Genomic DNA, 24,687 nt, shown 5'->3' on the forward strand with positions numbered 1-24,687 from the left:
TTTTTCTCCATTCCCGGTCAAAACATGCCGGACTTGTCTGGTTTTTGGCAGGTCTGTAATACATGCCGCTTTACCCCGCACTTTGCCAGTGATACTGCCAATTGTTCAATATCCGCTTTCCCCAGCAGGGTTGGGTCAACCGTTGTCCTGATCTCGTAATCCACATGATGGGCGTTCAGCAGCAAATCCAGACTTTCTGCTGCCTTGTGACCGCTGCCTGCCAATCCTGTAATCCTTTTGTAGGCATGGAACGGGGCTTTAATGTCCAGCCCCACCCAATCCACATAGGGCAACACTTTCGCCAATCGTGCTGGCATGATCCCTGCCGTGTGCAGGGCAATCTTGAATCCCAGCGCTTTCACTGCCTGCATGGCTTCTGGCAAGCGTGGTTGCAGCAGTGGTTCGCCGCCACTGAACACTACCCCATCCAGAAAACCGACCCGTTCCTGCAAAAACCGCATGACCTCGCCCCATTCCAGCGTGCTGGGTACATCGGTGCGCAGCAGGTGTGGGTTATGGCAGTAACTGCAATGCCACGGGCAGCCCTGACAAAACAACACGGCTGCCAAGTGTCCCGGAAAGTCGATGCTGGTTAGCGGCACTAGCCCGCCTAACTGCAACATGGACGTTTCCCCTCCAACCGTGGAGAGGTTTCCTGGAAAGGAAGCCGCTCCGCATGTTCGCTTTGTTTGCCGGGGTTGAAGGAGCTGACCGGGCGGTGGTAGCCCATGACCCGTGTCCAGACTTCACAACGCTGACGTTCATGGTCAGCCAGTTTGCCGGGCTGCTGGTTTATTGGATGGCGCATAGGGATTCCTCCTGTTTTTGGTGCAATAGCTCTTCATCACAGCGCGGGCAGAACTCGTGTTCTCCACTGAGATAACCGTGTTTGGGGCAGATGGAAAAGGTGGGTGTCACCGTGATGTACGGCAGCCGGAAACGTTCCAGACTGCGGCGTACCAGTTGCTTGCAGGCTTGTGGGCTGGAAATGCGTTCCTGCATGTATAGGTGCAGTACCGTGCCACCGTTGTACAGGGTCTGCAAACCGTCTTGCAGGCTCAGTGCTACGAAGGGGTCGGCAGTGTAACCCACCGGCAACTGGGTGGAATTGGTGTAATACGGGCGTTCTACGGTTCCGGCCTGCAAGATGTTGGGAAAACGTTTCTGGTCTTCCCGTGCAAAACGGTAGGTTGTGCCTTCTGCCGGGGTGGCTTCTAGGTTGTACATGTGTCCGGTTTCTTCCTGAAAGTCCCGCAGGCGGCGGCGGATATGCCGCAACAGGCGTACTGCCAGTGCTTGCCCCGCAGGTTCGGCAATGTGGGTCGTATCCCCGCTAAAATTGCGGATCATCTCATTCACACCGTTCACGCCGATGGTGGAGAAATGGTTGCGCAAGGTTCCCAGATAACGTTGGGTGTAGGGGTAAAGCCCCTGATCCATGTGCTGCTGGATTACCCGGCGTTTGATTTCAAGGCTGTCGCGCCCCAGTTCCAGTAACGTGTCCAGCCGTGCAAACAGTGCCGCCTTGTCACCTCTGTACAAATAGCCCAGCCGGGCGCAATTGATGGTAAATACCCCCAGCGAGCCGGTTTGTTCCGCCGAGCCGAACAAGCCGTTGCCACGCCGTTCCAGTTGGCGCAAGTCGAGTTGCAGGCGGCAACACATGGAACGCACCATGCCCGGTTCCAACCCTGACTTCAGGAAATTCTGGAAGTAGGGCAGGCCGTATTTCGCCGTGACCCGGAACAACAGGTCGGTATTGTCATCTTCCCACGGGAAATCCTGGGTGATGTTGTAAGTGGGGATGGGGAAGGTAAACACCCGCCCACAGGCATCGCCCTCTTCCATCACTTCAAGGAAAGCGCGGTTGATCATGCCCATTTCCACTTGGCAGTCAGCGTAGGTGAACGGCATTTCTTCCCCGGCAATCACCGGGACTTGGGCTTTCAGGTCATCCGGGCATGTCCAGTCGAAGGTCAGGTTGGTGAACGGGGTTTGTGAGCCCCAGCGTGAGGGGAAATTCAGGTTGAAAATGAAGGACTGCATCAGTTGCCGGACATACCCGTATTCCAGCCCATCCTTGCGGATGTAGGGGGCAAGGTAAGTGTCGAAGGAACTGAATGCCTGTGCGCCTGCCCATTCATTCTGCAAGGTGCCGAGAAAATTCACTGCCTGCCACAAGGCACTGTCCAGATGTTTGGGCGCTTTGGCATCGGTACGCCCCGGCACGCCGTTGAAACCTTCGTGCAGCAGGCTACGCAATGACCAGCCTGCGCAATAGCCGCCCAGCATGTCGAGGTCGTGGATATGCACATCCCCGTCACGGTGGGCTTGCCCGATGTCCGTTGGGTATACCTGATCGAGCCAGTAGTTGGCAATCATTTTTCCCGCCGTGTTCAGGATCAGCCCCCCGACGGAATAGCCCTGATTGGCATTGGCATTCACCCGCCAATCACGTTGTTGCAGGTAACTGTCGATGGTATCGGCAACCTCCACGCAGCTCATGCCAGCCACTCCCGCATCCCGGTGCCAGCCAGCCTGTCCATGTAACGGGCACGGTACAGTAAACGGTGGCGTTCGGGGGCGTCCTCAAAGCCGCTACGGTCATGCAGCACATTGTTGCTGACCAGTCCCATGCCCGGTTCCAGCTTGCCCCGAAAAATATAGCGTGATTCACCTTCCAGCCAGTTGCTGAGGGCAGCCAGTGCTTCGAGTGTTAGCGGGTCGTTTTTCCACACCACATTGCGCCCACGGATGGTGTAACGCATGTGCAAATCACCCGTCAACGGGTTAACAGAAAACACTGGCCCGACATTTTCCGCACGGGCAACCGTATTGCCGTGGGTACGGGCGGGGATGGTCATCACATCTGGTTGCATCAAGGCACGGATGTAGTCCGGGTTCTGGTCACGCAGGTGCAAATAGGCCATTTCATGATCCAGCAAGCGGTTCTCGCCACCCGTAGGAGCGCTTTGCACGCAATGCAGCAACAGGCCGTGGACTTGCTGGTCGGGTGGGTTGTAATAGCCGTCGGTATGCCACTGGATAGCGCGGTTACTGTAGGGAATGTAATGTTCGCGTTCCCCGCTATCCCCGGCGGCGACGGTCAGGGAGGTCAGCCCATCGTCGTCTGCCAGCCAGTTATGGTTGAGGTGTAGAAGGCCAAACTGTTGTGCCAGCCGATGCGGGATGTTGCGGTCAGGGTCATCGCCGGTTTTGCCCACATAAATGGCCATATTGGCTTTGCGGCAGCGTGTCAGGATGGCTTGGTGTTCGGCATCCGTCAGATGGCGTGGATCGTTGACTTCCACGATCAGGTCTTCCAGATGCGCTGGGTAGTTTTGCAGCTTTTGCTCACGCCAGTGTTGGTACAGGGCTTCATCATCCAGCAGGAAAAGGCTATGCGTCATGAGTGATACCTCTTTGTAAATACTATATGTAGTGTCTTTTAAAGAAATAACATACTTTATGTAGAGTTATCGGCTGCTGGCTTTGACTTAAGTCAAGGTGTGGTGTAACGATTTACCTTAAAAAACACCCATGAGCAAACTAAATAGTGTCTGACCGGAAACCCTAAAACCCTTTTCCGATCAAGATGCTACGCCCGTTTTCCTTGCCCTAAGATTTCCCGGAAGCAGGCCAGAAAGCTGCAAAAGCGCCCAAAATAGGGCAAAATAGGGCATCCATCCGCCAAACTTCGCAGGAGACACACGATGCGTGAAGTGATCGCCCGCCAACTTCGCCTGGGTCACGCTGACATCGGCAGGCTGACCTTCAACCCACGTTCGCGGGACGACATCCCGCAGGTGTTGCAAGGGCTGCAATACATTTATGTGACAGACGAACTGCGTGAGGCGGTGTTTGCGGTGCTGGAAAAGCGGGTTCCGGCGGAGGTGGACGCCAGCCGTGGACGCCCCGGCATGGATCTGTGGAATGCGCTGGTGCTGGCGACATTGCGGGTGAACCTGAACTGGGACTATGACCGGCTGCTGGAGATGGCGAACCAGCACCGCAGCATCCGTCAGATGCTGGGGCATGGTTTCTGGGATGATGACGATGAGTACAAGCTGCAAACGGTCAAGGACAACGCCGCTCTGGTGGACGAAGCCAGCCTGCAACGCATCAACCAGTTGGTGGTGGAGGCCGGTCACAAGCTGCTAAAAAAAAAGCCGCGCCGCTGAGCGCCCGTTGTGACTCCTTCGTGGTGGAAAGCAACATCCACTACCCGACCGACATCAACCTGTTGTACGACGCGGTGCGTTGTTCGGTGCGCACGGTGGCCGATTGGTGTGAAGGGCACGGCGACAGCCGCTGGCGGCAATGGCAGTACAATCTCCGCCAGGTGAAGAAAGCCTGCCGTCATGCGCAGAAGCTCAAGCACTCCAGCTCCCAAGACCCGGACAAGCAGGCCACCCGGCAACAGGCCATCCGTGACGCCCACCACACCTACCTGGGCCTGTGCGCCGCGCTGTTGTCGAAAGTGGAGGAAACGGTGGCTGACCTGCCCCTCAGCCTGCTGGACAGCCGGTCGGGCAACGACCTCCAGCGCTGGCTGGGGTACGGGTGGCATCAGGTTGACCTGGTGCGGCGGCGGGTGCTGGACGGGGAAACCATCCCCCACGGCGACAAGATCTTCTCCCTCTTCGAGGATTACAGCGAATGGCTCAGCAAGGGCAAAGCCGGTGTGCCGGTGGAGCTGGGCCTGAACGTGTGCGTGATGGAATCGGCTGACGGCTTCATCCTCCACCACCAAGTGATGCAACACTGCCCCGACAGTGAGATTGCCGTGACCATGGTTAAGCAAGCCAAAGCGCTGTTCCCCTCCCTGAGCGCGTGCAGCTTTGACAAGGGGTTCCACTCACCGGCCAACCAGCGCGAACTGGCCGAACTGCTCGACCGGGTGGTGTTGCCGAAAAAGGGCCGCTGGAGCCAGGCGGACACTGCCCGTGAAACCGACCCGGCGTTTGTCCAGGCCAGACGCCAGCACTCAGCGGTGGAATCCGGCATCAACGCACTGGAAGTCCATGGGCTGGACTATTGCCCCGACCGGGGGCTGGAACGCTTCAAGCGCTATGTGGCACTGGCGGTGGTGGGCAGGAACCTGCAAAAGGTCGGGGCCATTTTACAGGCCAGGGCGTTGGAGGCCTTGCAGAAGGATGAACGCCGACGACAGCGCCAAGCCGCCTGAACCACCCCACAACGCCGACCGATGAGGGAAAATGCCGGGAAGGCAGGGCAGCCCCTGCACCGAAGGCAAGCCTGCGCTGCCAGCCATGCCTTGAAACCCAGCGTTTTACCCTCGTGCTTGCCAGAAGGTGGCGGGGAAAACGGCTGCATGGACTAAAATTGGGCACTCGTGGCGGCAGGAAGGCTTTTTCGGTCAGACACTAAATATCGAGTCGCCTGTTACGGGCAAATACGCGCTTTCCCAGCTAGGCTTCCGGCCTTTTTTCTTGGCTGCCGGACTATTTGCCATTGTCAGCATGGTGCTATGGACAGGCATTTACAGCTTTGGCTGGGGTGGGTTGCATTCCGGGTATCCCGCCATCACGTGGCACGCCCATGAAATGGTGTTTGGCTATACGGTGGCGGTGGCTGCCGGTTTCCTGCTGACTGCTATCAGGAACTGGACGGGGCAACAAACTTTGCATGGCTGGCCTTTGCTGGCATTGGTGGGGATGTGGCTGCTGGCGCGTATCTTGCCCTTTGTGGGGGAGCTGCCACTGCTCGTGTTGGCGGTGGTGGATACGCTGTTCCTGTTTTGCCTGTTGCTGGCGGTGGCGTACCCGATCATTCGGGCAAAACAATGGCAGCAGATGGGCATCGTGGGCAGTGTCACCCTGTTGGTGGTGGCAGATGCCGTGTTTTATCTGGGCTTGCTGGGGATATGGCCTAAAGGGCTGCAACTCGGTTTGTATGGCGCTTTTTACCTTATCCTTTCTTTGATTCTCATCGTCGGGCGGCGGGTTATCCCGTTTTTTATTGAACGCGGGGTAGGTTGCCCGTTTACTGCGCGTAACCGTGGATGGATCGACAGTTCCGCCCTGGTATTACTCCTGCTGTTTGCTGTGGCGGATTTGACCTTCATGGTGACGGGTCATGGGGTGGCTGGTTATGTCAGTGCTGAGCTGGCGTTGCTGCAAGTACTGTTGCACAGCCTGCGCTTGTGGGGGTGGCATCACCCCAATATCTGGAAAAAGCCGCTGCTGTGGGTGTTGTATCTGGCTTATCTCTGGCTGGTGCTGGGCTTCCTGTTGAAATTTCTTGCTGTCGTGGCGGGTGTGTCGCCGTGGTTAGCTGTACATGCCTTTGCTTATGGCGGTTTTACGGTCGTTACCGTCGGGATGATGGCTCGTGTCATTCTTGGGCATACCGGGCGTAATGTCTTTGAACCACCGCTGGTGGTGGTCGCGGTTTTTGTGTTGCTATTGGGTGGGGCGGCTATCCGGGTGCTGGCGGTGTGGTGGTTGCCGCATAGCCATGCGGTGTGGATTTTGGCATCACAACTGTTGTGGATCGCTGCTTTTACCCTGTTTGTGTGGAAATACGCGCCGATGCTGCTCAAGCCAAGGATCGATGGACGTTATGGCTGAATGAACCTTGCCAAGCACCTCAATACTTTCGGGCAATACCTGTTACAGCGTCACGGCGAGCGGGTACATAAACTTGCCTTGAATGCCAGTTTCACCTGTCCTAACCGCGATGGCAGTATCGGGCGGGGTGGCTGTACTTTTTGCAATAATGCCTCCTTCAACCCGCAAGGCAGGCAGCCACCGACCGTTACGCAGCAAATTGCTGCCGGGCGTGCGGTGCTGGCCAAACGTACCGGGGCGAAAAAATTTCTGGCCTATTTTCAGGCTTACACCAACACCTATGCTGCGCTGGAAGTGCTAAAGCCACTGTATGACCTGGCTTTGGCAGAACCCGATGTCATTGGTTTGAGCATCGGCACACGCCCGGATTGTGTCCCTGATGCGGTGCTGGATTTACTCGCCAGTTACCGTGATCAAGGCCATGAGGTGTGGCTGGAACTGGGGCTGCAATCCAGTTTTGACCGTACCTTACGCCGGGTCAACCGGGGTCATGGCTTTGCCGAGTACGTGGACGCAGTGCAACGTGCTCATGCCCGCCACCTGCCCGTTTGTACCCATCTGATTGTGGGCTTGCCGGGTGAATGTTTATCACACAGCCGCATAACACTGGCGCGTGTGCTGGAATTGGGGGTGGAAGGGCTGAAATTACACCCCCTGCATGTTGTTCGGGGGACACAACTGGCGAATGAATGGCGGCGCGGCGAATACCAGCCGCTGGCACTGGAGGATTACGTGGACAGTGCAGTTAACCTGATCCGCACCACTCCGCCTGATGTCATCTTCCACCGCGTTACCGCCACGGCATCCACCGAAATATTGCTGGCTCCCGCATGGTGCAATAAGAAGTGGCTGGTATTGAACAAAATTGCTGAACAATTAGGAACGTGAACCATGCTGAGCATTACCCTGGATGAAAACATCCCCTACGCGGAACAGGCTTTTAGCACCTTGGGGCAAACCCGGCTGTTGGCAGGGCGTTCCCTGTGCCATGCTGATTTGCAGGATACCGATATACTGGTGGTGCGTTCCATTACCAAGGTGAATGCGCAATTGCTGAGGGGGACGCCCGTCCGTTTCGTTGCCACTGCCACGGCTGGATTTGACCACATTGACCTCGATTACTTGCGCGAACAGGGCATCGGCTTTACGCGTGCGCCCGGTTGCAATGCGGTGTCGGCGGCGGAATATGTGCTTGCTGCCCTCAGCCATTGGTCATTAATGCGTAACAAGCCTTTGCAGGAATGCAGCATTGGCATTATCGGGCATGGCAATGTCGGCTCACGGGTCAGGCAGTTGTGTGAAAGCAAGGGGATGCGTTGTATCGCCCACGACCCGCCGTTGCAGGAGCTGGGGCACACCGGGCTGCATTCGCTGGAAGCCGCGCTGGCTTGCGATATTGTGACGCTGCACGTCCCCTTTACCTGTACTGGCAAGCATCCGACATTCCGCCTGCTGGATGCGGCACACCTTGCTACCTTGCGCCCCGGCAGCCTGTTGCTCAACACCGCACGCGGTGGGGTAGTGGAGGAAAGCGCCTTGCTGGCACGCCTGCAAACCCGCACTGATCTGGATGTGGTGCTGGATACGTGGGAAAATGAACCTGCCATCAACCTGACCCTGCTCCAGCATACCCTGCTTGGCACGCCACACATTGCTGGTTACAGTCTGGATGGCAAAGTCCGGGGAACAAAAATGGTGTACGGCGCTTGCTGTGAGTTCCTGCAAGTGGAACCACGTTGGGAATCCCCGCTTGCCCCGGCGGAACCTTTGTTCAGCGTCCTTGAGGCTTATGACATCCGTGAAGATGACCGGCGGTTAAAAGCCTTGCTGCATGACAAAATGCTCGATTCTGCCCGCTATTTCGACCAGTTGCGCAAGAACTACCCGGTACGGCGCGAGTTCAGCGGTTTATCCTGAGACTTTTGCCCCCCTTTTCAAGACAAAAAACGGGCGGTATTGCTACCGCCCACAACCCCTGGTCAGTGGCTTACTTCCGACCAGTTTCGGAGGGTCTTGAAAACGTTACTGCATCAGTGGTGAACCCGCCGCATTAAAGGCAATCCCTTCTACGCCAATCTCGGCACCCAACACTTGCAGGTACTGGCTTAATGCCCGCCGGGTAACTTGCTCATGCAAATACTGGCGGATACGGGTCGCAACGTGCTGATACTCCAATGGCTCACCTTCGACGCGCTGGTCTACCCGAACCAGATGAAAACCAAAGCGGGTTTCCACCGGGTTCGCGCACAGCCCTACCGGGAGCAGCCACACTTGCCGTTCAAATTCTGCCACGGTTTGCCCTTTGGACAACTGCCCCAGACTGCCGCCTTGCCCGGAAGAAGGGCAGGCAGAATATTGCTGCGCCAGTGCGGCAAAACTGCCAGGGTCAGCTTGCAATTGCCGTAACAATTGCGCTGCCAGAATGCGCTGCTGGTCACGTTGCGGCATATCATCCGGTGCAGCGGGCAGCAGGATATGGCTGACCGCCAGCAATACGGGTGTATGGAAACGCGCCCGGTTGCTATGGAAGTAATGTTGGCATTGCTCTTCTGTCGGCTCAGGAACAATCAGCTCCTGTTCCAACAGCAAGGCAGTGCGTTCTTCTTCCGTCGCAGCGGTAATGCCCAGTTCGGTGGCGCGTTGTTCCAGCAAGGTTTTGATGACCAAGCTAGTGGCGGCCGCCTGCCACGCTGCTTCCATCTGCTCGGCGGGGTGGTATTGCAACTCGCTGGCAATCGCCTCTTCCGTCACCTCGTGCTTACCCACTTGAATGTTTTCCATGATGAACTCCTTAGCCGCGCTGACGCACGATCTGGTATTGACGGCTCACGTATTGCACCGGCACGCTCCAGATGTGCACCAGACGGGTGAACGGGAACAGCAGGAAGATGGTCAGGCCGAGGAAAATATGCAGCTTGAAAATAAAGCCGACAGTCGCCAGATGTTCCGCCGCGCCACCTTTGAAGAACACGATGGATTGCGCCCATTCCGCCAACAGCAACATATTGCTGCCATCCAGATGCCCCAGTGTCGGGATGATGGTCAACAGACCCAAGGTAACTTGCACCAGCAAGATACCAATCACGGCCAGATCCATTGTCGAACCGGTAGCACGTACCCGTGCGTCATTCTTGCGGCGCATGAACAGCAAGAATGCACCATACCAGCAAGCCGCCCCGGCAATGCCACCGACCAGAATCGCCAGTACCTGTTTCGTACCCGGTGACATGAACGGTTCATACAGCCAATGCGGGGTCAGCAAGCCGACCAAATGCCCGAAAAAGATCACCAAAATGCCCACATGGAACAAATTGCTCGCCAGTTGCATCCCGTTCTTGCGCAACATCTGGCTGGAACCTGCCCGCCACGTATATTGCGCTTGGTCGTAACGCAACCAGCTACCGATCAGAAACACCGCACCCGCCACATAGGGGTACAGCCCAAAGAAAAGTGAATCAAAGTATGACATATCAGTTCTCCCGAAAATGCAGCGTATGGGTTTGGCTGGTGGATTGGGTAGGTCGGCAAGAAGCCCCTTTGTCTTCCACAAAGTTGACCATTTCTTCTTCCCAGACCTTATCCATCGCAGCGGCAGTATCGTCACGCGGTTCAGCAGCGGCTTTCTCGCGTAACACCGCCATATCCGGCTGGATATTGATCATCGCCAACAGCGCATCAAACAGCAGGTGGTAAGCACTTTCGCGTTCCTGCAAACGTGCCGACAACAGGGCGAGGATGGGGTGAACATCCCCCAAGCCTTGCGCCGCCTCGTCTTCCTCGCGGGTCGACAGGTATTCGAGGAACAGCGGAATGTAATCCGGCAATTCCTTGGCGCTCAGCTCCAGCCCCGCATCACGGTATTGCTGGAGCAGATCCACCATGGCCTGCCCCCGCGCCCGTGATTCACCGTGGACGTGTTCAAACAACAGCAGGGAAAGGGTGCGTCCCCGGTCAAACAGGGCAACGTAGTCTTCCTGACTATCCATCAACTCAGCGGTACACAGTTGCTGCACAAAGTTTGTCAGCGAACCGCGTAGCGCTGCCGGGAAACGGGTTTCCTCACGGATCACGTCGATCAGGGCGCTACGGGCTTCCACTAGCTCCGCGCTGGGGTAATCCAGCAAGCGGGCGATAACGGCAAGACTCTTGATCATGATTGACCCTCCTGTTTCACGAACTCGATCTTTTTCACCATAGTCACGGTTTGCTTGCGCCCACCGAACAGGTTGGTCTCATTCGTGCCAGTGCTGTTGCCACAACCGTCACCGAAGCTGAAACCGCAACCGCCCTTTTCCGGGAAGGCTTCACGCGCCAATTCGCGGTGGCTGGTGGGGATGACATAACGGTCTTCGTAATTGGCAATGGCGAGGTAACGGTACATTTCCTTGGCTTGCGCTTCCGTCAGGCCGACTTGCTCCAAGGCGCGGATGTCGTGGATGCCTTCCACGGTTTCCGCACGCTTGTATTGGCGCATCGCCATCAGGCGTTTGAGTGCCAGTTTGACCGGCTCTTCATCGCCTGCCGTCAGCAAGTTAGCGAGGTAACGCACCGGAATCCGCAAGCTGTCCACGTCCGGCAATACGCCGTCGTAGCCGATCTTGCCTGCATCTGCCGCCGATTGGATTGGGGAAAGCGGTGGCACGTACCACACCATGGGCAAGGTACGGTATTCCGGGTGCAACGGCAGCGCCAGTTTCCAGTCCATCGCCAGTTTGTAGACCGGGGATTCTTGCGCGGCTTTCAGCACATTGTCGGGGATACCGTCTTGCTTCGCCTGTTCAATCACTTTCGGGTCGAATGGGTCGAGGAAAACGTCCAACTGCTTCTGGTACAAATCCTTTTCGTTCGGGGTGCTGGCGGCGGCTTCAATCTGATCCGCGTCATACAGCAAGACGCCAAGGTAACGGATACGCCCGACACAGGTTTCGGAGCACACGGTCGGCATCCCGGATTCGATGCGTGGGTAGCAGAAAATGCACTTCTCGGATTTACCAGACTTCCAGTTGTAGTAAATCTTTTTGTAAGGGCAGCCGCTGACGCACATGCGCCAGCCTCGGCATTTGTCTTGGTCGATCAATACAATGCCGTCTTCGTCACGCTTGTAAATCGCCCCACTGGGGCAAGACGCGACACACGCCGGATTCAAGCAATGCTCACACAAACGCGGCAGGGTAAACATGAAGGTGTTTTCAAATTCACCGTAAATGTCCGCCTGAATCTGGTCGAAGTTTTTATCCTTACGGCGTTTGGAAAATTCCGTGCCGAGGATTTCTTCCCAGTTGGGCCCCCACTCGATCTTGTCCATGCGCTGCCCGGAAATCAGCGAGCGCGGGCGGGCGACCGGTTGATGTTTGCTATCCGGCGCATTGTGCAAGTGTTGGTAATCGAAATCGAACGGCTCGTAATAATCGTCAATTTCCGGCAAATCCGGGTTGGCGAAGATATTCGCCAGTACCCGGAAACGCCCGCCAATGCGTGGCTCAATCTTGCCATCCGCACGGCGTAACCAGCCGCCTTTCCACTTGTCCTGATTTTCCCACTCTTTGGGATAACCGATACCGGGTTTGGTTTCGACGTTGTTGAACCACGCGTATTCCATGCCTTCGCGTGACGTCCACACGTTTTTGCAGGTAATGGAACAGGTGTGGCAGCCGATGCATTTGTCTAAATTCAGCACCATGCCGACTTGGGAACGTATTTTCATTTGACTGCCTCCTGAATGGTGTCATTGCCTTCGCCGTCCAGCCAATCGACGTTGGTCATCTTGCGCACAATGACGAATTCATCGCGGTTAGAACCGACCGTGCCGTAGTAGTTGAAGCCGTAAGCCTGTTGCGCATAGCCGCCAATCATGTGGGTTGGTTTCGGGCAAACACGGGTGACGGAGTTGTGGATACCGCCGCGTGTGCCGGTAATGGCAGAACCCGGTACGTTCACAATGCGTTCTTGCGCGTGGTACATCATCACCATGCCCGGCATGACCCGCTGGCTGACGACTGCCCGTGCTGCAATCGCGCCATTGGCGTTGAACAGGTCGATCCAGTCGTTGTCTTCAATGCCCAGTGTTTTGGCATCGTCTTCACTCATCCACACAATGGGGCCACCGCGTGACAGGGTAAGCATCAGCAGGTTGTCGGTGTAAGTGGAATGGATGCCCCATTTTTGGTGCGGGGTAATCCAGTTCAGTGCCAGTTCCGGGTTGCCGTTGGACTTTTGGTTGAGCATTGGCTTGATGGTTTTGGTGTTGATCGGCGGGCGATACACCAACAGGCTTTCACCGAAATCACGCATCCAGTCATGGTCGAGGTAGAACTGTTGCCGCCCCGTCAGGGTACGCCACGGAATCAGCTCGTGAACGTTGGTGTAACCGGCGTTGTATGACACATGCTCGTCTTCCAAGCCCGACCACGTAGGGCTGGAAATGATCTTGCGCGGTTGTGCCACGATGTCACGGAAGCGGATTTTCTCATCTTCCTTGGGCAGTGCCAGATGGGTATGGTCGATGCCGGTGATTTTCGACAAGGCTGCCCAGGCTTTCACGGCGACTTGCCCATTGGTTTCAGGCGCAAGGGTGAGGATCATCTCTGCCGCATCAATCGCGGTATTCAGGCAAGGGCGGCCTTCGCTGGTTCCACTGGTTTGCTGATGGTTGAGCTTGCCGAGCAAGTCAATTTCAGATTCAGTATTCCAACTGATGCCCTTGTTGGCATTGCCGAGCTTTTCCATCAAGGGGCCAATGGAGGTGAAGCGGGCGTAGGTTTCGGGGTAATTGCGTTCCACCGCAATCAGGCTTGGGGCGGTTTTGCCGGGAATCAGTTCGCAATCGCCGTTTTTCCAGTCCTTCACGCCCATCGCTTGCCCCAGTTCGGCGGGGGCGTCGTGTAACAGCGGGAGTGTTACCAGATCGGTTTCGACACCGAGGTGCCCAACGCAGACCCGTGAGTATTCCTTGGCAATGCCTTTGTAGATTTCCCAGTCGCTACGTGCTTCCCATGCGGGGTCTACGGCGGCGGTCAGCGGGTGGATGAAGGGGTGCATGTCGGAAGTATTCAGGTCGTCCTTTTCATACCATGTCGCGGTAGGCAGTACGATGTCGGAATACAAACAGGTGGTGGACATACGGAAGTCGAGCGTCACCAGCAAGTCGAGCTTGCCTTCCTGCATTTCTTCACGCCATTTCACTTCCTGCGGTTTTGCGCCGCCCATTTCGCCAAGGTCTTTGCCTTGCACGCCGTGCTTGGTTCCCAGTAAATATTTGAGTAGGTATTCATGCCCCTTGCCGGAGGAACCCAGCAAGTTGGAACGCCACACAAACAGGTTGCGCGGGAAATTTTGCGGGGAATCCGGGTCTTCTGCCGCAAACGCGATCTTGCCGGATTTGAGGCTGGCCACGGTGTAATCCGCCGGGGACATGCCAGCATCCTTGGCGGCCTTGGCAATGCGCAGCGGGTTGGTATTGAGCTGCGGTGCTGAAGGCAACCAGCCCATGCGTTCTGCCCGCACGTTGTAGTCGATCAGGCTGCCGGGGTATTTGGCAGGGTCGGCTAGCGGCGAGAGAATTTCCTTGATTTCCAGCTTCTCGTAACGCCACTGGTTGGAGTGGTTGTAGAAGAAGGATGTGCCGTTCATTTGACGCGGTGGGCGGCTCCAGTCCAGACCGAAGGCCAAAGGCAACCAGCCCGGTTGCGGACGCAGCTTTTCCTGCCCGACGTAATGCGCCCAGCCACCACCGGATTGCCCGACGCAGCCACACATGGCGAGCATATTGATCAGGCCACGGTAGTTCATGTCCATGTGATACCAGTGGTTCATGCCCGCGCCGACGATGATCATCGACTTACCCTTGGTTTTGTCGGCGGTATCGGCAAATTCACGCGCAATGCGGATCACTTTGTCACGCTGTACGCCGGTAATTGCTTCCTGCCATGCCGGGGTATACGGTGCATTGGCATCGTCAAAGTCCTTGGCGCTGTCGTCGTCGCCCAAGCCATTGCTGACGCCGTAGTTCGCCATGTTCAGGTCGTAAACGGAGACCAGCACGCCTTCGCTGCCGTCTGCCAGCGTCACTTTGCGGGCTGGCAATTTGTGCTTGAGGATGTCCTTCAGGGTATTGCCCTTGAAGTAGTCGCTTTGTACCCCACCGAAATACGGCAATGATACTTCCACAACTGCGTCATGACGCTCTTTCAAGGACAGAGACAGCACGGTGTCTTCGTGGGTCTTGCCATCTTTTTGTTGCAGGTTCCACTGGCTGCTGCCATCCCAGCGGTAGCCGATGGAGCCGTTGGGGGAGATGATTTCGCCGCTGGCATCGTCAATGGCGACGGTTTTCCAGTCAGGGTTTTTGTTTTCACCCAAGCCTGCTACGAAGTCGCTGGCACGCGCAAAGCGCCCGGCTTGGTAACTGCCATCGTCACGCGCTTCCAGTAAGACCAGATTCGGCCAGTCGGTGTAACGCCGCACGTAATCGGTGAAATACACGCTGGGCTTGTCACGGTGGAACTCGGTGAGGATAACGTGTCCGAACGCCATGGCCAGCGCCGCATCCGTACCCTGTTTCGGGTTCAGCCATTGGTCGGCGTGTTTGGCAACTTCTGCATAGTCCGGGGTAATTGCGACGGTTTTCGTGCCTTTGTAACGTACTTCGGTGAAGAAATGCGCATCCGGGGTACGGGTTTGCGGAACGTTGGAACCCCACGCAATAATGTAGCTGCTGTTGTACCAGTCGGCAGATTCCGGTACGTCAGTTTGCTCGCCCCACACCATCGGTGAGGCAGGTGGCAAGTCGCAATACCAGTCGTAGAAGCTCAAGCACACGCCGCCAACCAGTGACAGGTAACGGCTACCGGCGGCATACGACACCATCGACATCGCCGGGATCGGTGAGAAACCGATTACGCGGTCAGGGCCGTATTGCTTGGCAGTGTAGACATTGGCAGCAGCGATTAATTCATTCACCTCATCCCAGCTAGAGCGGATGAAACCACCCAAGCCCCGGCGGGTTTTGTATGCCTTTGCCATGTCCGGGTTTTCAACGATGAATGCCCATGCTTCGACCGGATCAGGGTTTTTGGCTTTGACTTCACGCCACATTTGCAGCAATTGCTTGCGCATCAGCGGGTATTTGAGGCGATTGGCACTGTACATGTACCACGAAAAACTCGCCCCACGCGGGCAGCCACGCGGCTCATGGTTCGGCAGGTCAGGGCGGGTGCGTGGGTAATCGGTCTGTTGGGTTTCCCAGGTGACCAGCCCGTTTTTCACGTAAATTTTCCAGCTACACGAGCCGGTGCAGTTCACGCCGTGGGTGGAACGTACTACTTTGTCGTGCTGCCAGCGTTGGCGGTAGCCGTCTTCCCAGGCACGACTTTCGTCAGTGCTTGCGCCATGCCCATTGGAAAATGGGGTGGTGTTGCGTTTAAAGAAATTCAGTCTGTCAATAAAGTGGCTCATGGCAATCAATGCTCCCCTTTGGTTCTACGGATTCCCGCCAAGCGATTACCCTGCTTTTGTGGGCCGCCTTTGGGGAAAATTTCATGCAAGTAATGGTTGGTGGCGAACTCTTCGCCCCAGGCTTTTTTGAAATGCTTGAGCATGTCACGCACCGGGGCTTCCACGAAACTTTCGCTCCACTCATCCATGTTCTGGATGTAACCTTCCTGATCGGTGAGGACTTGCTTGCCATCCACATCCAGCGCCACGGTATAAATCGCGTAAGGGTTGGTTTGCAGGTTGTCGTCGTATTGTTGAACAGCCATAACTTATCTCCTGTCGGGTTCTTAAGGGTTCTTGATGTCGCTGCCACTACGCAGGTAGAACCACCAGTTCAGAATCAGGCACAGCGCGTAGAAAATCGCAAAACCGTACATGGCGTTTTCAGGCGTACCCGCTTTCACTTGTGCACCAATCACGACCGGGGCAATGAACGAGCCGTAAGCCGCGACAGCAGATGTCCAACCCAATACCGGCCCCGCTTGCAAGCGGTCAAAGATCACCCCAACGGTGCGGAAGGTAGAGCCATTGCCCAAACCCGATGCCGCAAACAGCACCACGAACGTCCACAGGAATGGTTGGAAGAACACTTCAGGGGTAGCAGATTGGTAAGCCTGCATCATCAAGTAACCCGCATAAGCGGAAGCACCAACCATGACCACGGAAATGATTTGCGTCACAATCGAGCCGCCCACCTTGTCAGAAATCCAGCCACCGACCGGGCGAATCAACGCGCCGACGAAGGGGCCAATCCATGCATAGGTCAGGGCTGAAGGGCCATTCGGGTTTTTCGCATGTACCCACAGTTGGGTAGCTGTATCAAACACGTGGGTATTGCCAAAAATGACCTTGATAGCCAGGGGCAGCGCCATGGAGAAGCCAATGAAAGAGCCGAAGGTCAGTACATACAGTACGGTCATTGACCACGTGTGCTTGTTGCTGAAAATCGCGAATTGCTTGTTGATGCCAACTTTCATTTCACCAAAGGCGGTCACTTTCATGATCATCAACATCGCCACAATGATCAGCGGCAAGGCTATCCACATGTTCAGCACGCCCAAGCCGGTAGGTGCTGGCAGGTACAGGTACAAACCAACTGCCGTAACGAAGAATGCCAAGCCATACAGCCACAGGATTTTGACGAAAGCAGCCAACGTGCCGCCAATGCTAGGGGAAATCGGCAACAAGTTATTCATGCCAAAGAAGCCGAGGAAAGCCAGCGGAACCAAGAACACCAGCCAGATAAAGCCCGCGTTTTGAATCCAAGTGTCAGTGCCCGCCAGAATCTTGCCGAGAATCCAGCCAGAGTCTTTGATCAGCGGCATGGAGTCGCCACCCAATGCACCAAACACGCCCATGGTCATGGCCAATGGGATCAGCACTTGCATGGTGGTCACACCGAAGTTACCCAAACCAGCATTCAAGCCGAGTGCAGTACCCTGCAAGCGTTTAGGGAAGAAGGTGCTGATATTGGACATGGAACAAGCGAAGTTACCGCCACCAATCCCGGACAACAGTGCCAGAATCTGGAAAGTTAGCAGCGAGGTTTCCTTGCTTTGCAGCGCAATCCCGGTGCCAATCGCCGGAATCATCAGCAGTGCGGTGGTCAGGAAGATGGTGTTACGTCCGCCTGCCAGCCGGATGAAGAAAGAGGCCGGAATCCGCAAGGTTGCACCTGCTAACCCGGCAATGGCTGTCAGGGTGAATAATTCATCATCCTTGAACGGGAAGCCAAGGTTGGACATTTGTACCGTGATAATTCCCCACATCAGCCAGACGGCGAAACCCATCAGCAGGCTGGGGATCGAAATCCACAAATTACGGTTGGCAATCTTCTTGCCGGTGCTTTCCCAGAACGTGGTGTCTTCCACGTCCCAGTTCTTGATGTCTGTCATAAAAAGTTCCTCGCATTAAACAGTTGTGGTGAGCGGTGAATCTGAATTTTGTGCACGTGTCAGTTCTTTCTCGGCATGGACAGGTCTGACTTCGGTGAAATACATCCACATCAGTGATACCCATACCACCCCGAACATCAGCATGAATGCGGAAGAGCGGATGCCGGTCAGGTCAACCAGCGCCCCGAACATGATTGGCATCAGGAAACCACCCATGCCGCCCGCGAGGCCGACCACGCCGGAAACCACGCCGATATTGTCTGGGTAATCATCCGAGATGTACTTGAAGACCGAGGCTTTGCCGATGGCAAAGAAAACGCCCAGTGTGAACAGCAGGATGGTGAATACCGTGGGGGTCAGGCCAAAATGGAAAGTAGTCGGGCCACTAATGGTCTGGATGGTGATGTCACTCTGTGGGTAAGACAGGAAGAACAGGCAAACCAGCGAAACCCACAACACCCACCAGGTCATGGTGTGTGCGCCGAATTTGTCAGAGAAGTAACCACCAACCGCCCGCAACAGGCCACCAGGGATACTGAACGCAGCCGCAAGGAAGGCGGCAGTTTTCAGATCAAAGCCGTATTCGCTGACGTAATACTTGGTCATCCACAAGGCCAGCGCCACATAACCGCCGAACACGATCGAATAATATTGGCTGTAACGCCAAACTCTGGGGTCTTTGAGAGCCGCGAGCTGCTCCTTGACGCTGACGGATTTTCCAACCTTATGGCTGGTATCCGTGAAGGTGAAAAACCAGAACAGGATGGCCGTCACCAGCATCAGCACCGCGTAGACTTTTGGAACCATTGTCCAGCCATAGCCGACAACAATGATGGGAGCGAGCAGTTTAGTAATGGCCGCGCCGGTATTGCCTGCGCCGAAAATACCCATTGCCGTCCCTTGACGTTCCCTAGGGAACCAGCGGGCGCAATAGGCAATACCAACGGTGAACGAGCCGCCTGCAATCCCCACAAACAGACCGATCAAGAGGAACTGCCAGAATTGGGTTGCATACGAGATGAGCCAGATGGGAATGACGGTGCAGAGCATCAGGATAAAAAAGACCAGCCGCCCGCCGAACTTATCTGTCCACATACCGAGTGGCAGACGCGCTAATGAGCCAGTCAGGACGGGCGTCGCGATCAAAATGCCGAACTGGGTTTCGTTCAAACCCAAGGTTGCTTTGATGGGAATGCCGATGACGGCAAACATCATCCAGATCATGAAGCACACGGTAAATGCCAGTGTGCTCATGATGACGACCGACCATGCCTTGTATTGTTGCGTTGCCATAACTCACCTCGTGACGGAACCTTAAGTGGTTTCAAGTTGATTCTATGCCGATAAACGCCTGATTTCAGTGGGGGTAATGGCTGAAAAATGGGTTGAAATACCACTTTAGTGGTAGTGGTGTTATTCATTAACTTGCTGTTAATAAAGGGTATTTTTTCGTTATTGATTTGCTGCCCCAGTGAGGTGGTACAAAGGTGGTACACCTTCTTACCCGCTAATACGGGTGGGGGGTATGCCTATACATTCAGGTAAGCTGTGGGCGATGCGGGTTGCGTGCGACAATGCCGTTTTAGTTTTTTCGGGAAGTATTCATGCTGGATGATGCATCACGGGATCAATCCTTGCGTTGGCTGGAAGGCTTACCGCCGGGGTATTTTGCGCTGGTCATGGCAACGGGCATTCTGGCGATTGCCTTTCAGATGATCGGGCAGTTGTGGTTGTATGAGGCGATGTCGGTACTCACCGGGATTTTCTGGGTGGTGTTATTGCTGTTAAGTGCGTGGCGGTTGCTGCGTTTTCCCCATGCGGTGAAAATTGATTTGCTGAATATCCGCCGGGTTTTTGCCTTTTTTACGTTGGTGGTGGCGACCAATATTGTGGGGATATTATTTCACCAGCATGGCTATCCACAGTTGGCGATGGCGTGTTGGGTGATGGCCTTTTTGTCATGGTCAGCTTTGTTGTACCTGAGTTTTAGTGTGCTGACCTTTTTGACGCATCCGCATACGGTGAATGTGGTGCATGGCGATTGGCTTTCCTCGATTACCGGTACGCAATCGCTGGTGTTGTTGGGGCTTATCATTGCCCCGGATCTGGGGGAATATGCTGATTACATGCTGGTTGAAGTGCATTTGTTGTGGATGCTGGGGCTGATTTTTTACGGTATTTTCATTACCTTGTTTTGCTACCGGATCTTTTTCAAGCGCTTCCAGCCGGAGGATACTTCACCGCTGTTGTGGGTCATTACCGGGGCAGCAGCGGTGGGGACAAATGCGGGGACAGGGTTGCTGAACGGCGATGTGCATTTGTCATTTTTGCTGGCGTTACACCCCTTTATTGATGGTATGGCCATGCTGATGTGGGCTTGGGCTACTTGGTGGATTCCCATGTTGATTATTTTTGGCATCTGGAAGCACTTTGTGCGGCGCTATCCCATAGCTTATGAGCCTGCCATGTGGAGCATGGTGTTCCCGCTGGGTATGTATGCCGTGGCGAGTTTTCGCTTGGGGCTGGCTGCCGAGTTTCCGCCACTGGGGTGGATTTCGTATCTGATGGTGTGGGTGGCCTTCGCGGTGTGGTGTTTGACGCTGTTGGGGTGGGGGTATTCGTGGTTTAAGCAAGACCGTTGAGATAGTATGGGTATATCCACGCGAGGGAGTATCCGCTTGAACCGTTTTCTCTGGAACAAATTGCAAAACTCACTGCTGTTGCGAGTAGGAGGCATGATTGCTGCTATTACGATTTTGGCGGTGGTGGGCATGTCGACGTCCTGGATGGTGGCGGAAACGACTCAGGGCAACGGTGAAGCCATCAACGTCGCGGGTAGTTTGCGGATGCAAAGCTGGCGTATGGCCTCCTTCTACCAGCGTTTGTTGCAAACCGATAAGCCCGAGTACCGTGAAACTCTGCAACAAGCGATCGAACGTTTTGAACAGGACTTGGAGGCAGGTTCGATTCTCTCTGTGTTACCAGAAGATAACACAACACCGCTCAAACAAGTGTACCGTCAGGTAGAAATCGATTGGCAGCAACGCATTAAGCCCGCCTTGGTGCTCCAGTCTAGCACGGCTCAAAATGCTGTGGTATTGGATGAGATTCCATTATTCGTTAAGCACATCAATGACTTGGTTAAGCAGATTGAAGAGGCTACCGAAGCCAAGATTTTCGTGCTGCGTGTCATTTTGGGTGTCGCTATTATTGGTACTATCCTTGCTGTCATCCTGTCGATTTATTTGGTCAACAGCATTCTGGTTATTCCACTCAAGGCGCTGTTGGGGCTAACCGACCAAATTCGCCAAGGCAACCTTGCTGTGCGTACCGAATTGGCGGGCGATGATGAAATCGGGCAACTCGCGCAAGCCTTCAACCTGATGGCGGAAGACCTTTCCAAGCTCTATCAGGATCTCGAAGCACGGGTGGAACAGAAAACCGCCGAACTGACCCGCAGCAATCGCTCGCTGGATTTGCTGTACCGCTCCATCACCCGTTTGCACGGCATTGCCCCCGACCGCGCTATATTCCATCATGTACTCACCGATGCCGAGGCGGTACTGGGTCTGGGTAATGGCACGATTTGCCTGAAAGGTGATCACGGCACTCAGGGGCAGGTAGTCGCCACCACCGCCTTGCACAACCGCAGCCCGTTATGCCAACACGCCAACAATTGTGCGGAATGTCAGGACCCGCTCGCCGTCCGCATGGATGCCCTCCCTGATGGCAGGCAAATCTTGCGGATGCCGCTGACCGATGCTGGAAAACATTACGGTATGTTGGCTATCGACGTTCCCGCCAATACCAATGCCGAGCGTTGGCAAGTGCAATTGCTGGAAGCCCTGTCGCGCCATATTGGTGTCACCATTGCCTCAGAACAGCGTAGCGAACAGCACCGCCGCGTGTCATTGCTGGAAGAACGCGCCGTCATTGCCCGTGAACTGCACGATTCACTCGCACAATCGCTGGCTTACATGAAAATTCAGGTCAGCCGCTTGCGTAATGCCCTCAAGCACCCTGAAGAGGGGGAGGAAATTACGGCGGCATTGGAAGAACTTCGTGATGGCCTCAGTAGTTCCTACCAACAATTGCGTGAACTGCTCTCCACCTTCCGTTTGCGCATGGAAGATGACGATCTGGGCATGGCACTGGCGCAAACCACGACTGAATTTACCGAACGCGGTCATTTGCCGATTGAGCTAGCGGTGAATCTGGATAACCTCAACCTCAGCCCCAATGAAGAAATCCACTTGCTGCAAATTGTGCGCGAAGCCCTGTCCAACATTCTCAAGCACGCCCATGCCCGCCATGCTTGGGTAACGCTGCAAAGCCAAGCCGACGGTCGTGTCCAGCTTTGGGTTGACGATGATGGGGTGGGCATCCAGAAAAGTGCAACACTGCACCATTACGGCATGGCGATCATGGCCGAACGTGCCCGCGCCTTGCACGGTACGCTGGAATACTTGCCCCGCGCTGAGGGTGGAACCCGCGTCCAACTCGATTTCACCACCCAAACAAGGATTGCCCATGCCGCCTGAAACCCCGCAAAGTCTGTTGATCGTGGATGATCACCCCCTGTTCAGGAAAGGGGTACGGTATTTAGTCAACATGGTGCCCGATTTCATCATCGTCGGTGAAGCCTCATGCGGTCAGGAAGGCATCGACATGGCGCTGGAGCTTGCCCCCGACATGATCCTGCTCGACCTGAACATGAAGGACATGAGTGGCATTGAGGTGCTCAAAGTCATCAAAGCCTCTGGCAGCGATGCGCGGGTGGTGATGCTGACGGTTTCCGATCAGGCGAGTGATTTGGTGGCAGCGTTACGCGCTGGGGCAGATGGCTACTTGCTCAAAGAAATGGAGCCGGAAGATTTGGTCGCAAAACTCTCAGAAGCGGCGGCAGGCCGTATTACCTTGACCGAGCGCCTGGTCAACTTGCTGGCGCACGCGATGCGCCACGATGCGATTCACCCCAAAACCAGCCACGAAGCGGGGCTGACGGATCAGGAACAGCGCATTCTAGAACGGGTCGCGGCTGGCAAAAGCAACAAACTGATAGCACGGGAACTGGGTATTACCGAAGGCACTGTTAAGGTGCATGTCAAACACTTGCTGCGCAAGCTCAACCTGCGCTCGCGGGTGGAAGCAGCCGTGTGGTTTGTGGATCAATAGGCTTAATTTTTCAGGTTCATTTCAGCTAGCCCCCTTAGCATTCGTCACAACTGATGATTGATTAAGGAATGTAAACATGAAAATCCATAACAAAACGGGCAGCTTTTTACTGGCTTGTTCCCTTGCCTTGTTGGCAGGTTGTGGTAGTGATGGAACGTCGACCAGCCTTACTGATAACTTGATTGGTACAGCAAGTGCTGCAACGCTTGATACAGCAAGTAATACCAGCACGACCACGGATACTGCTGTGGTCACGACGATTCCAACGGTCACAACCCCCACGCTTGCGGCACAACCACTGACGGTTGCTGAGACCGAAACGCTGCTGTTTGTGCGCGAAGAAGAAAAGCTGGCGCGGGATGTGTACCTGACCCTGTACAACCAATGGGGAACCAACATCTTCCAAAACATCGCCAACAACGGTGAACAGCAACACATGGATGCCATCAAAGTATGGGTGGATGCATTCGGCTACGTTGACCCGGTATCATCCAACGAGATTGGCGCTTTCACCGACCCGGTGATCCTCAAACTGTATAACGACTTGGTGGCGCGTGGCATGACCTCTTCGCAAGAGGCACTGATGGTGGGCGGTTTCATCGAAGAATACGACATCAAAGACCTTCAGGATGCCATTGATGAAGCCAAACAAGGCACGAATCAAGCCGCCGTTATCCAGACTTACGACAGCTTGTTGTGCGGTTCGCGCAACCACTTACGTTCCTTTGTTGGGCAAATCGAGAAAGACGGCCTTGTCTACCAAGCACAGTATGTCTCTCAAGCCACGGTTGACGCGATTGTGAACAGCCCCGACGAAAAATGCGGACAGTAATTAATTATAATGACAAGGAGAAACTCCCATGACTTTACCTAAAACCCTCATCGCAGGCATGGTTGCCATTGCTTGCACAGGTTTGCTGACCACACCCGCAACGTTTGCCAAAGGTAACGGTCAAGCCGTTGCGCCCCCTCAGACCGAGGTACTGACTGTGACCGAAAGCGAAGCCCTGCGCTTCATGCGTGAAGAAGAAAAGCTGGCGCGTGATGTCTACATCACCCTCTACAATCAGTGGAAACTGCCGGTATTCAACAATATTTCCCAATCTGAACAACGGCATACCGATCGGGTAAAAGCCTTGCTGCAAACCTATCGGCTAACTGACCCGGTGACGAATGACACGGTAGGCGTGTTCCTGAATGCAGATTTGGCGGCCTTGTATGCGCAACTGGTAGCACGAGGGCAAACCTCGCCGCTTGAAGCCTTGCATGTCGGCGCTTTGATCGAGGAGGTGGATATTGTGGACTTGCAAAAATCCATGAGCGAAACCACGCGCCCCGATATTCTCAGCACTTACGACAACCTGATGCGCGGTTCACGCAACCATTTGCGGGCGTTTGTCGGGCAGATTCAAGCGCAAGGCGTGACTTACGTGGCGCAAACCATGCCACAAGCGGAAGTAGATGCCATCGTCAACAGTCCGAATGAACGTGGTCAAGGTGGAGGGATGGGCAGATAATGCTACTATCTCTTC

Annotated in this window: 21 protein-coding genes; 9 read left to right on the forward strand and 12 right to left on the reverse strand. The window is 55.2% G+C overall.

What is annotated here, in order from left to right; genetic code table 11:
* Nucleotides 1–17 precede the first annotated feature (17 nt).
* The 4 genes from J9253_RS20520 to J9253_RS20535 are packed head-to-tail and all read right to left on the reverse strand — an operon-like array spanning nucleotide 18 to nucleotide 3,410.
* Complete coding sequence (locus J9253_RS20520; protein WP_210222662.1) at nucleotides 18–623, reverse strand: anaerobic ribonucleoside-triphosphate reductase activating protein; 606 nt, start codon at nucleotides 621–623, stop codon at nucleotides 18–20.
* Entirely contained in the window at nucleotides 611–808 is a 198-nt protein-coding gene (nrdD, locus tag J9253_RS21220; protein WP_210222663.1) for an anaerobic ribonucleoside-triphosphate reductase, read from the reverse strand. Before nrdD ends, J9253_RS20520 begins: the two co-directional genes overlap by 13 nt.
* A complete protein-coding gene (locus J9253_RS20530; RefSeq protein ID WP_210222664.1) occupies nucleotides 793–2,505 on the reverse strand; it encodes a ribonucleoside triphosphate reductase in 1,713 nt (570 codons plus the stop codon). Before J9253_RS20530 ends, nrdD begins: the two co-directional genes overlap by 16 nt.
* The gene (locus tag J9253_RS20535; protein WP_210222665.1) at nucleotides 2,502–3,410 is read right to left on the reverse strand and encodes a TauD/TfdA family dioxygenase; all 909 of its coding nucleotides are present in this window, start codon (nucleotides 3,408–3,410) and stop codon (nucleotides 2,502–2,504) included. Before J9253_RS20535 ends, J9253_RS20530 begins: the two co-directional genes overlap by 4 nt.
* 303 nt (nucleotides 3,411–3,713) lie before the next feature.
* Here J9253_RS20535 and J9253_RS20540 point away from each other — a divergent pair.
* The 4 genes from J9253_RS20540 to J9253_RS20555 all read left to right on the forward strand — a co-directional run bounded on the left by J9253_RS20540 (nucleotide 3,714) and on the right by J9253_RS20555 (nucleotide 8,510).
* A protein-coding gene (locus J9253_RS20540) for an ISNCY family transposase (protein WP_228291448.1) occupies nucleotides 3,714–5,188 on the forward strand; the annotation gives its coding sequence in 2 pieces (ribosomal slippage) (nucleotides 3,714–4,167 and nucleotides 4,167–5,188; 1,476 coding nt in all).
* 127 nt (nucleotides 5,189–5,315) lie between these two features.
* Nucleotides 5,316–6,593: an NnrS family protein gene (locus tag J9253_RS20545; RefSeq protein WP_228291449.1), complete on the forward strand. Its 1,278-nt coding sequence runs from the start codon at nucleotides 5,316–5,318 to the stop codon at nucleotides 6,591–6,593.
* Entirely contained in the window at nucleotides 6,594–7,481 is an 888-nt protein-coding gene (locus J9253_RS20550; RefSeq protein ID WP_210222666.1) for a TIGR01212 family radical SAM protein, read from the forward strand.
* 3 nt (nucleotides 7,482–7,484) lie between these two features.
* Nucleotides 7,485–8,510 (forward strand): 4-phosphoerythronate dehydrogenase, encoded by a 1,026-nt coding sequence (locus tag J9253_RS20555; RefSeq protein WP_210222667.1) that lies wholly within the window; start codon nucleotides 7,485–7,487, stop codon nucleotides 8,508–8,510.
* A gap of 105 nt (nucleotides 8,511–8,615) precedes the next feature.
* Here J9253_RS20555 and J9253_RS20560 read toward each other — a convergent pair whose 3' ends face one another.
* From J9253_RS20560 to J9253_RS20595, 8 genes are read right to left on the reverse strand one after another with little or no spacing between them, the layout of a single operon-like run.
* Complete coding sequence (locus J9253_RS20560; RefSeq protein ID WP_210222668.1) at nucleotides 8,616–9,374, reverse strand: peptidylprolyl isomerase; 759 nt, start codon at nucleotides 9,372–9,374, stop codon at nucleotides 8,616–8,618.
* A 10-nt stretch (nucleotides 9,375–9,384) separates the two neighbouring features.
* Nucleotides 9,385–10,062 carry a respiratory nitrate reductase subunit gamma gene (gene narI, locus J9253_RS20565; RefSeq protein ID WP_028489074.1) on the reverse strand — a complete coding sequence of 226 codons (678 nt, stop codon included), beginning with the start codon at nucleotides 10,060–10,062 and terminating at the stop codon, nucleotides 9,385–9,387.
* Nucleotide 10,063: 1 nt separating this feature from the next.
* Nucleotides 10,064–10,747, reverse strand: coding sequence for a nitrate reductase molybdenum cofactor assembly chaperone (gene narJ, locus J9253_RS20570; protein WP_210222669.1), 684 nt, complete (start codon nucleotides 10,745–10,747; stop codon nucleotides 10,064–10,066).
* Entirely contained in the window at nucleotides 10,744–12,297 is a 1,554-nt protein-coding gene (gene narH, locus J9253_RS20575) for a nitrate reductase subunit beta (RefSeq protein WP_210222670.1), read from the reverse strand. The genes narJ and narH overlap by 4 nt, the downstream gene beginning before the upstream one ends.
* The gene (locus J9253_RS20580) at nucleotides 12,294–16,046 is read right to left on the reverse strand and encodes a nitrate reductase subunit alpha (RefSeq protein ID WP_210222671.1); all 3,753 of its coding nucleotides are present in this window, start codon (nucleotides 16,044–16,046) and stop codon (nucleotides 12,294–12,296) included. The genes narH and J9253_RS20580 overlap by 4 nt, the downstream gene beginning before the upstream one ends.
* A gap of 5 nt (nucleotides 16,047–16,051) precedes the next feature.
* Nucleotides 16,052–16,351: a TusE/DsrC/DsvC family sulfur relay protein gene (locus tag J9253_RS20585; protein ID WP_210222672.1), complete on the reverse strand. Its 300-nt coding sequence runs from the start codon at nucleotides 16,349–16,351 to the stop codon at nucleotides 16,052–16,054.
* A gap of 21 nt (nucleotides 16,352–16,372) precedes the next feature.
* Nucleotides 16,373–17,980, reverse strand: coding sequence for an MFS transporter (locus tag J9253_RS20590; RefSeq protein WP_210222673.1), 1,608 nt, complete (start codon nucleotides 17,978–17,980; stop codon nucleotides 16,373–16,375).
* Nucleotides 17,981–17,995: 15 nt separating this feature from the next.
* Nucleotides 17,996–19,273 (reverse strand): MFS transporter, encoded by a 1,278-nt coding sequence (locus tag J9253_RS20595; RefSeq protein ID WP_028489079.1) that lies wholly within the window; start codon nucleotides 19,271–19,273, stop codon nucleotides 17,996–17,998.
* A 311-nt stretch (nucleotides 19,274–19,584) separates the two neighbouring features.
* Here J9253_RS20595 and J9253_RS20600 point away from each other — a divergent pair, with 311 nt between their 5' ends.
* From J9253_RS20600 to J9253_RS20620, 5 genes are all read left to right on the forward strand, one after another.
* Nucleotides 19,585–20,622, forward strand: coding sequence for a tellurite resistance/C4-dicarboxylate transporter family protein (locus J9253_RS20600; RefSeq protein ID WP_210222674.1), 1,038 nt, complete (start codon nucleotides 19,585–19,587; stop codon nucleotides 20,620–20,622).
* A gap of 93 nt (nucleotides 20,623–20,715) precedes the next feature.
* Nucleotides 20,716–22,521, forward strand: a complete 1,806-nt coding sequence (locus J9253_RS20605; RefSeq protein WP_210222675.1) for a type IV pili methyl-accepting chemotaxis transducer N-terminal domain-containing protein — start codon at nucleotides 20,716–20,718, stop codon at nucleotides 22,519–22,521.
* On the forward strand, nucleotides 22,511–23,155 hold the full coding sequence (gene narL / locus J9253_RS20610; protein ID WP_210222676.1) for a two-component system response regulator NarL: 645 nt from the start codon (nucleotides 22,511–22,513) through the stop codon (nucleotides 23,153–23,155). Before J9253_RS20605 ends, narL begins: the two co-directional genes overlap by 11 nt.
* A 76-nt stretch (nucleotides 23,156–23,231) precedes the next feature.
* Nucleotides 23,232–23,987, forward strand: a complete 756-nt coding sequence (locus J9253_RS20615; RefSeq protein WP_210222677.1) for a DUF2202 domain-containing protein — start codon at nucleotides 23,232–23,234, stop codon at nucleotides 23,985–23,987.
* A 28-nt stretch (nucleotides 23,988–24,015) separates the two neighbouring features.
* The gene (locus tag J9253_RS20620; RefSeq protein ID WP_210222678.1) at nucleotides 24,016–24,672 is read left to right on the forward strand and encodes a DUF2202 domain-containing protein; all 657 of its coding nucleotides are present in this window, start codon (nucleotides 24,016–24,018) and stop codon (nucleotides 24,670–24,672) included.
* The last annotated feature ends 15 nt before the right edge of the window (nucleotides 24,673–24,687 follow it).

The organism is Thiothrix litoralis (genome assembly GCF_017901135.1).
Taxonomy (GTDB): domain Bacteria; phylum Pseudomonadota; class Gammaproteobacteria; order Thiotrichales; family Thiotrichaceae; genus Thiothrix; species Thiothrix litoralis.

Bases quoted from the DNA above. Each gene is read 5' to 3' on its own strand.
- J9253_RS20520 (WP_210222662.1), bottom strand. From the start codon at position 623: ATGTTGCAGTTAGGCGGGCTAGTGCCGCTAACCAGCATCGACTTTCCG.
- nrdD (WP_210222663.1), bottom strand. From the start codon at position 808: ATGCGCCATCCAATAAACCAGCAGCCCGGCAAACTGGCTGACCATGAA.
- J9253_RS20530 (WP_210222664.1), bottom strand. From the start codon at position 2,505: ATGAGCTGCGTGGAGGTTGCCGATACCATCGACAGTTACCTGCAACAA.
- J9253_RS20535 (WP_210222665.1), bottom strand. From the start codon at position 3,410: ATGACGCATAGCCTTTTCCTGCTGGATGATGAAGCCCTGTACCAACAC.
- J9253_RS20550 (WP_210222666.1), top strand. From the start codon at position 6,594: ATGAACCTTGCCAAGCACCTCAATACTTTCGGGCAATACCTGTTACAG.
- J9253_RS20555 (WP_210222667.1), top strand. From the start codon at position 7,485: ATGCTGAGCATTACCCTGGATGAAAACATCCCCTACGCGGAACAGGCT.
- J9253_RS20560 (WP_210222668.1), bottom strand. From the start codon at position 9,374: ATGGAAAACATTCAAGTGGGTAAGCACGAGGTGACGGAAGAGGCGATT.
- narI (WP_028489074.1), bottom strand. From the start codon at position 10,062: ATGTCATACTTTGATTCACTTTTCTTTGGGCTGTACCCCTATGTGGCG.
- narJ (WP_210222669.1), bottom strand. From the start codon at position 10,747: ATGATCAAGAGTCTTGCCGTTATCGCCCGCTTGCTGGATTACCCCAGC.
- narH (WP_210222670.1), bottom strand. From the start codon at position 12,297: ATGAAAATACGTTCCCAAGTCGGCATGGTGCTGAATTTAGACAAATGC.
- J9253_RS20580 (WP_210222671.1), bottom strand. From the start codon at position 16,046: ATGAGCCACTTTATTGACAGACTGAATTTCTTTAAACGCAACACCACC.
- J9253_RS20585 (WP_210222672.1), bottom strand. From the start codon at position 16,351: ATGGCTGTTCAACAATACGACGACAACCTGCAAACCAACCCTTACGCG.
- J9253_RS20590 (WP_210222673.1), bottom strand. From the start codon at position 17,980: ATGACAGACATCAAGAACTGGGACGTGGAAGACACCACGTTCTGGGAA.
- J9253_RS20595 (WP_028489079.1), bottom strand. From the start codon at position 19,273: ATGGCAACGCAACAATACAAGGCATGGTCGGTCGTCATCATGAGCACA.
- J9253_RS20600 (WP_210222674.1), top strand. From the start codon at position 19,585: ATGCTGGATGATGCATCACGGGATCAATCCTTGCGTTGGCTGGAAGGC.
- J9253_RS20605 (WP_210222675.1), top strand. From the start codon at position 20,716: ATGATTGCTGCTATTACGATTTTGGCGGTGGTGGGCATGTCGACGTCC.
- narL (WP_210222676.1), top strand. From the start codon at position 22,511: ATGCCGCCTGAAACCCCGCAAAGTCTGTTGATCGTGGATGATCACCCC.
- J9253_RS20615 (WP_210222677.1), top strand. From the start codon at position 23,232: ATGAAAATCCATAACAAAACGGGCAGCTTTTTACTGGCTTGTTCCCTT.
- J9253_RS20620 (WP_210222678.1), top strand. From the start codon at position 24,016: ATGACTTTACCTAAAACCCTCATCGCAGGCATGGTTGCCATTGCTTGC.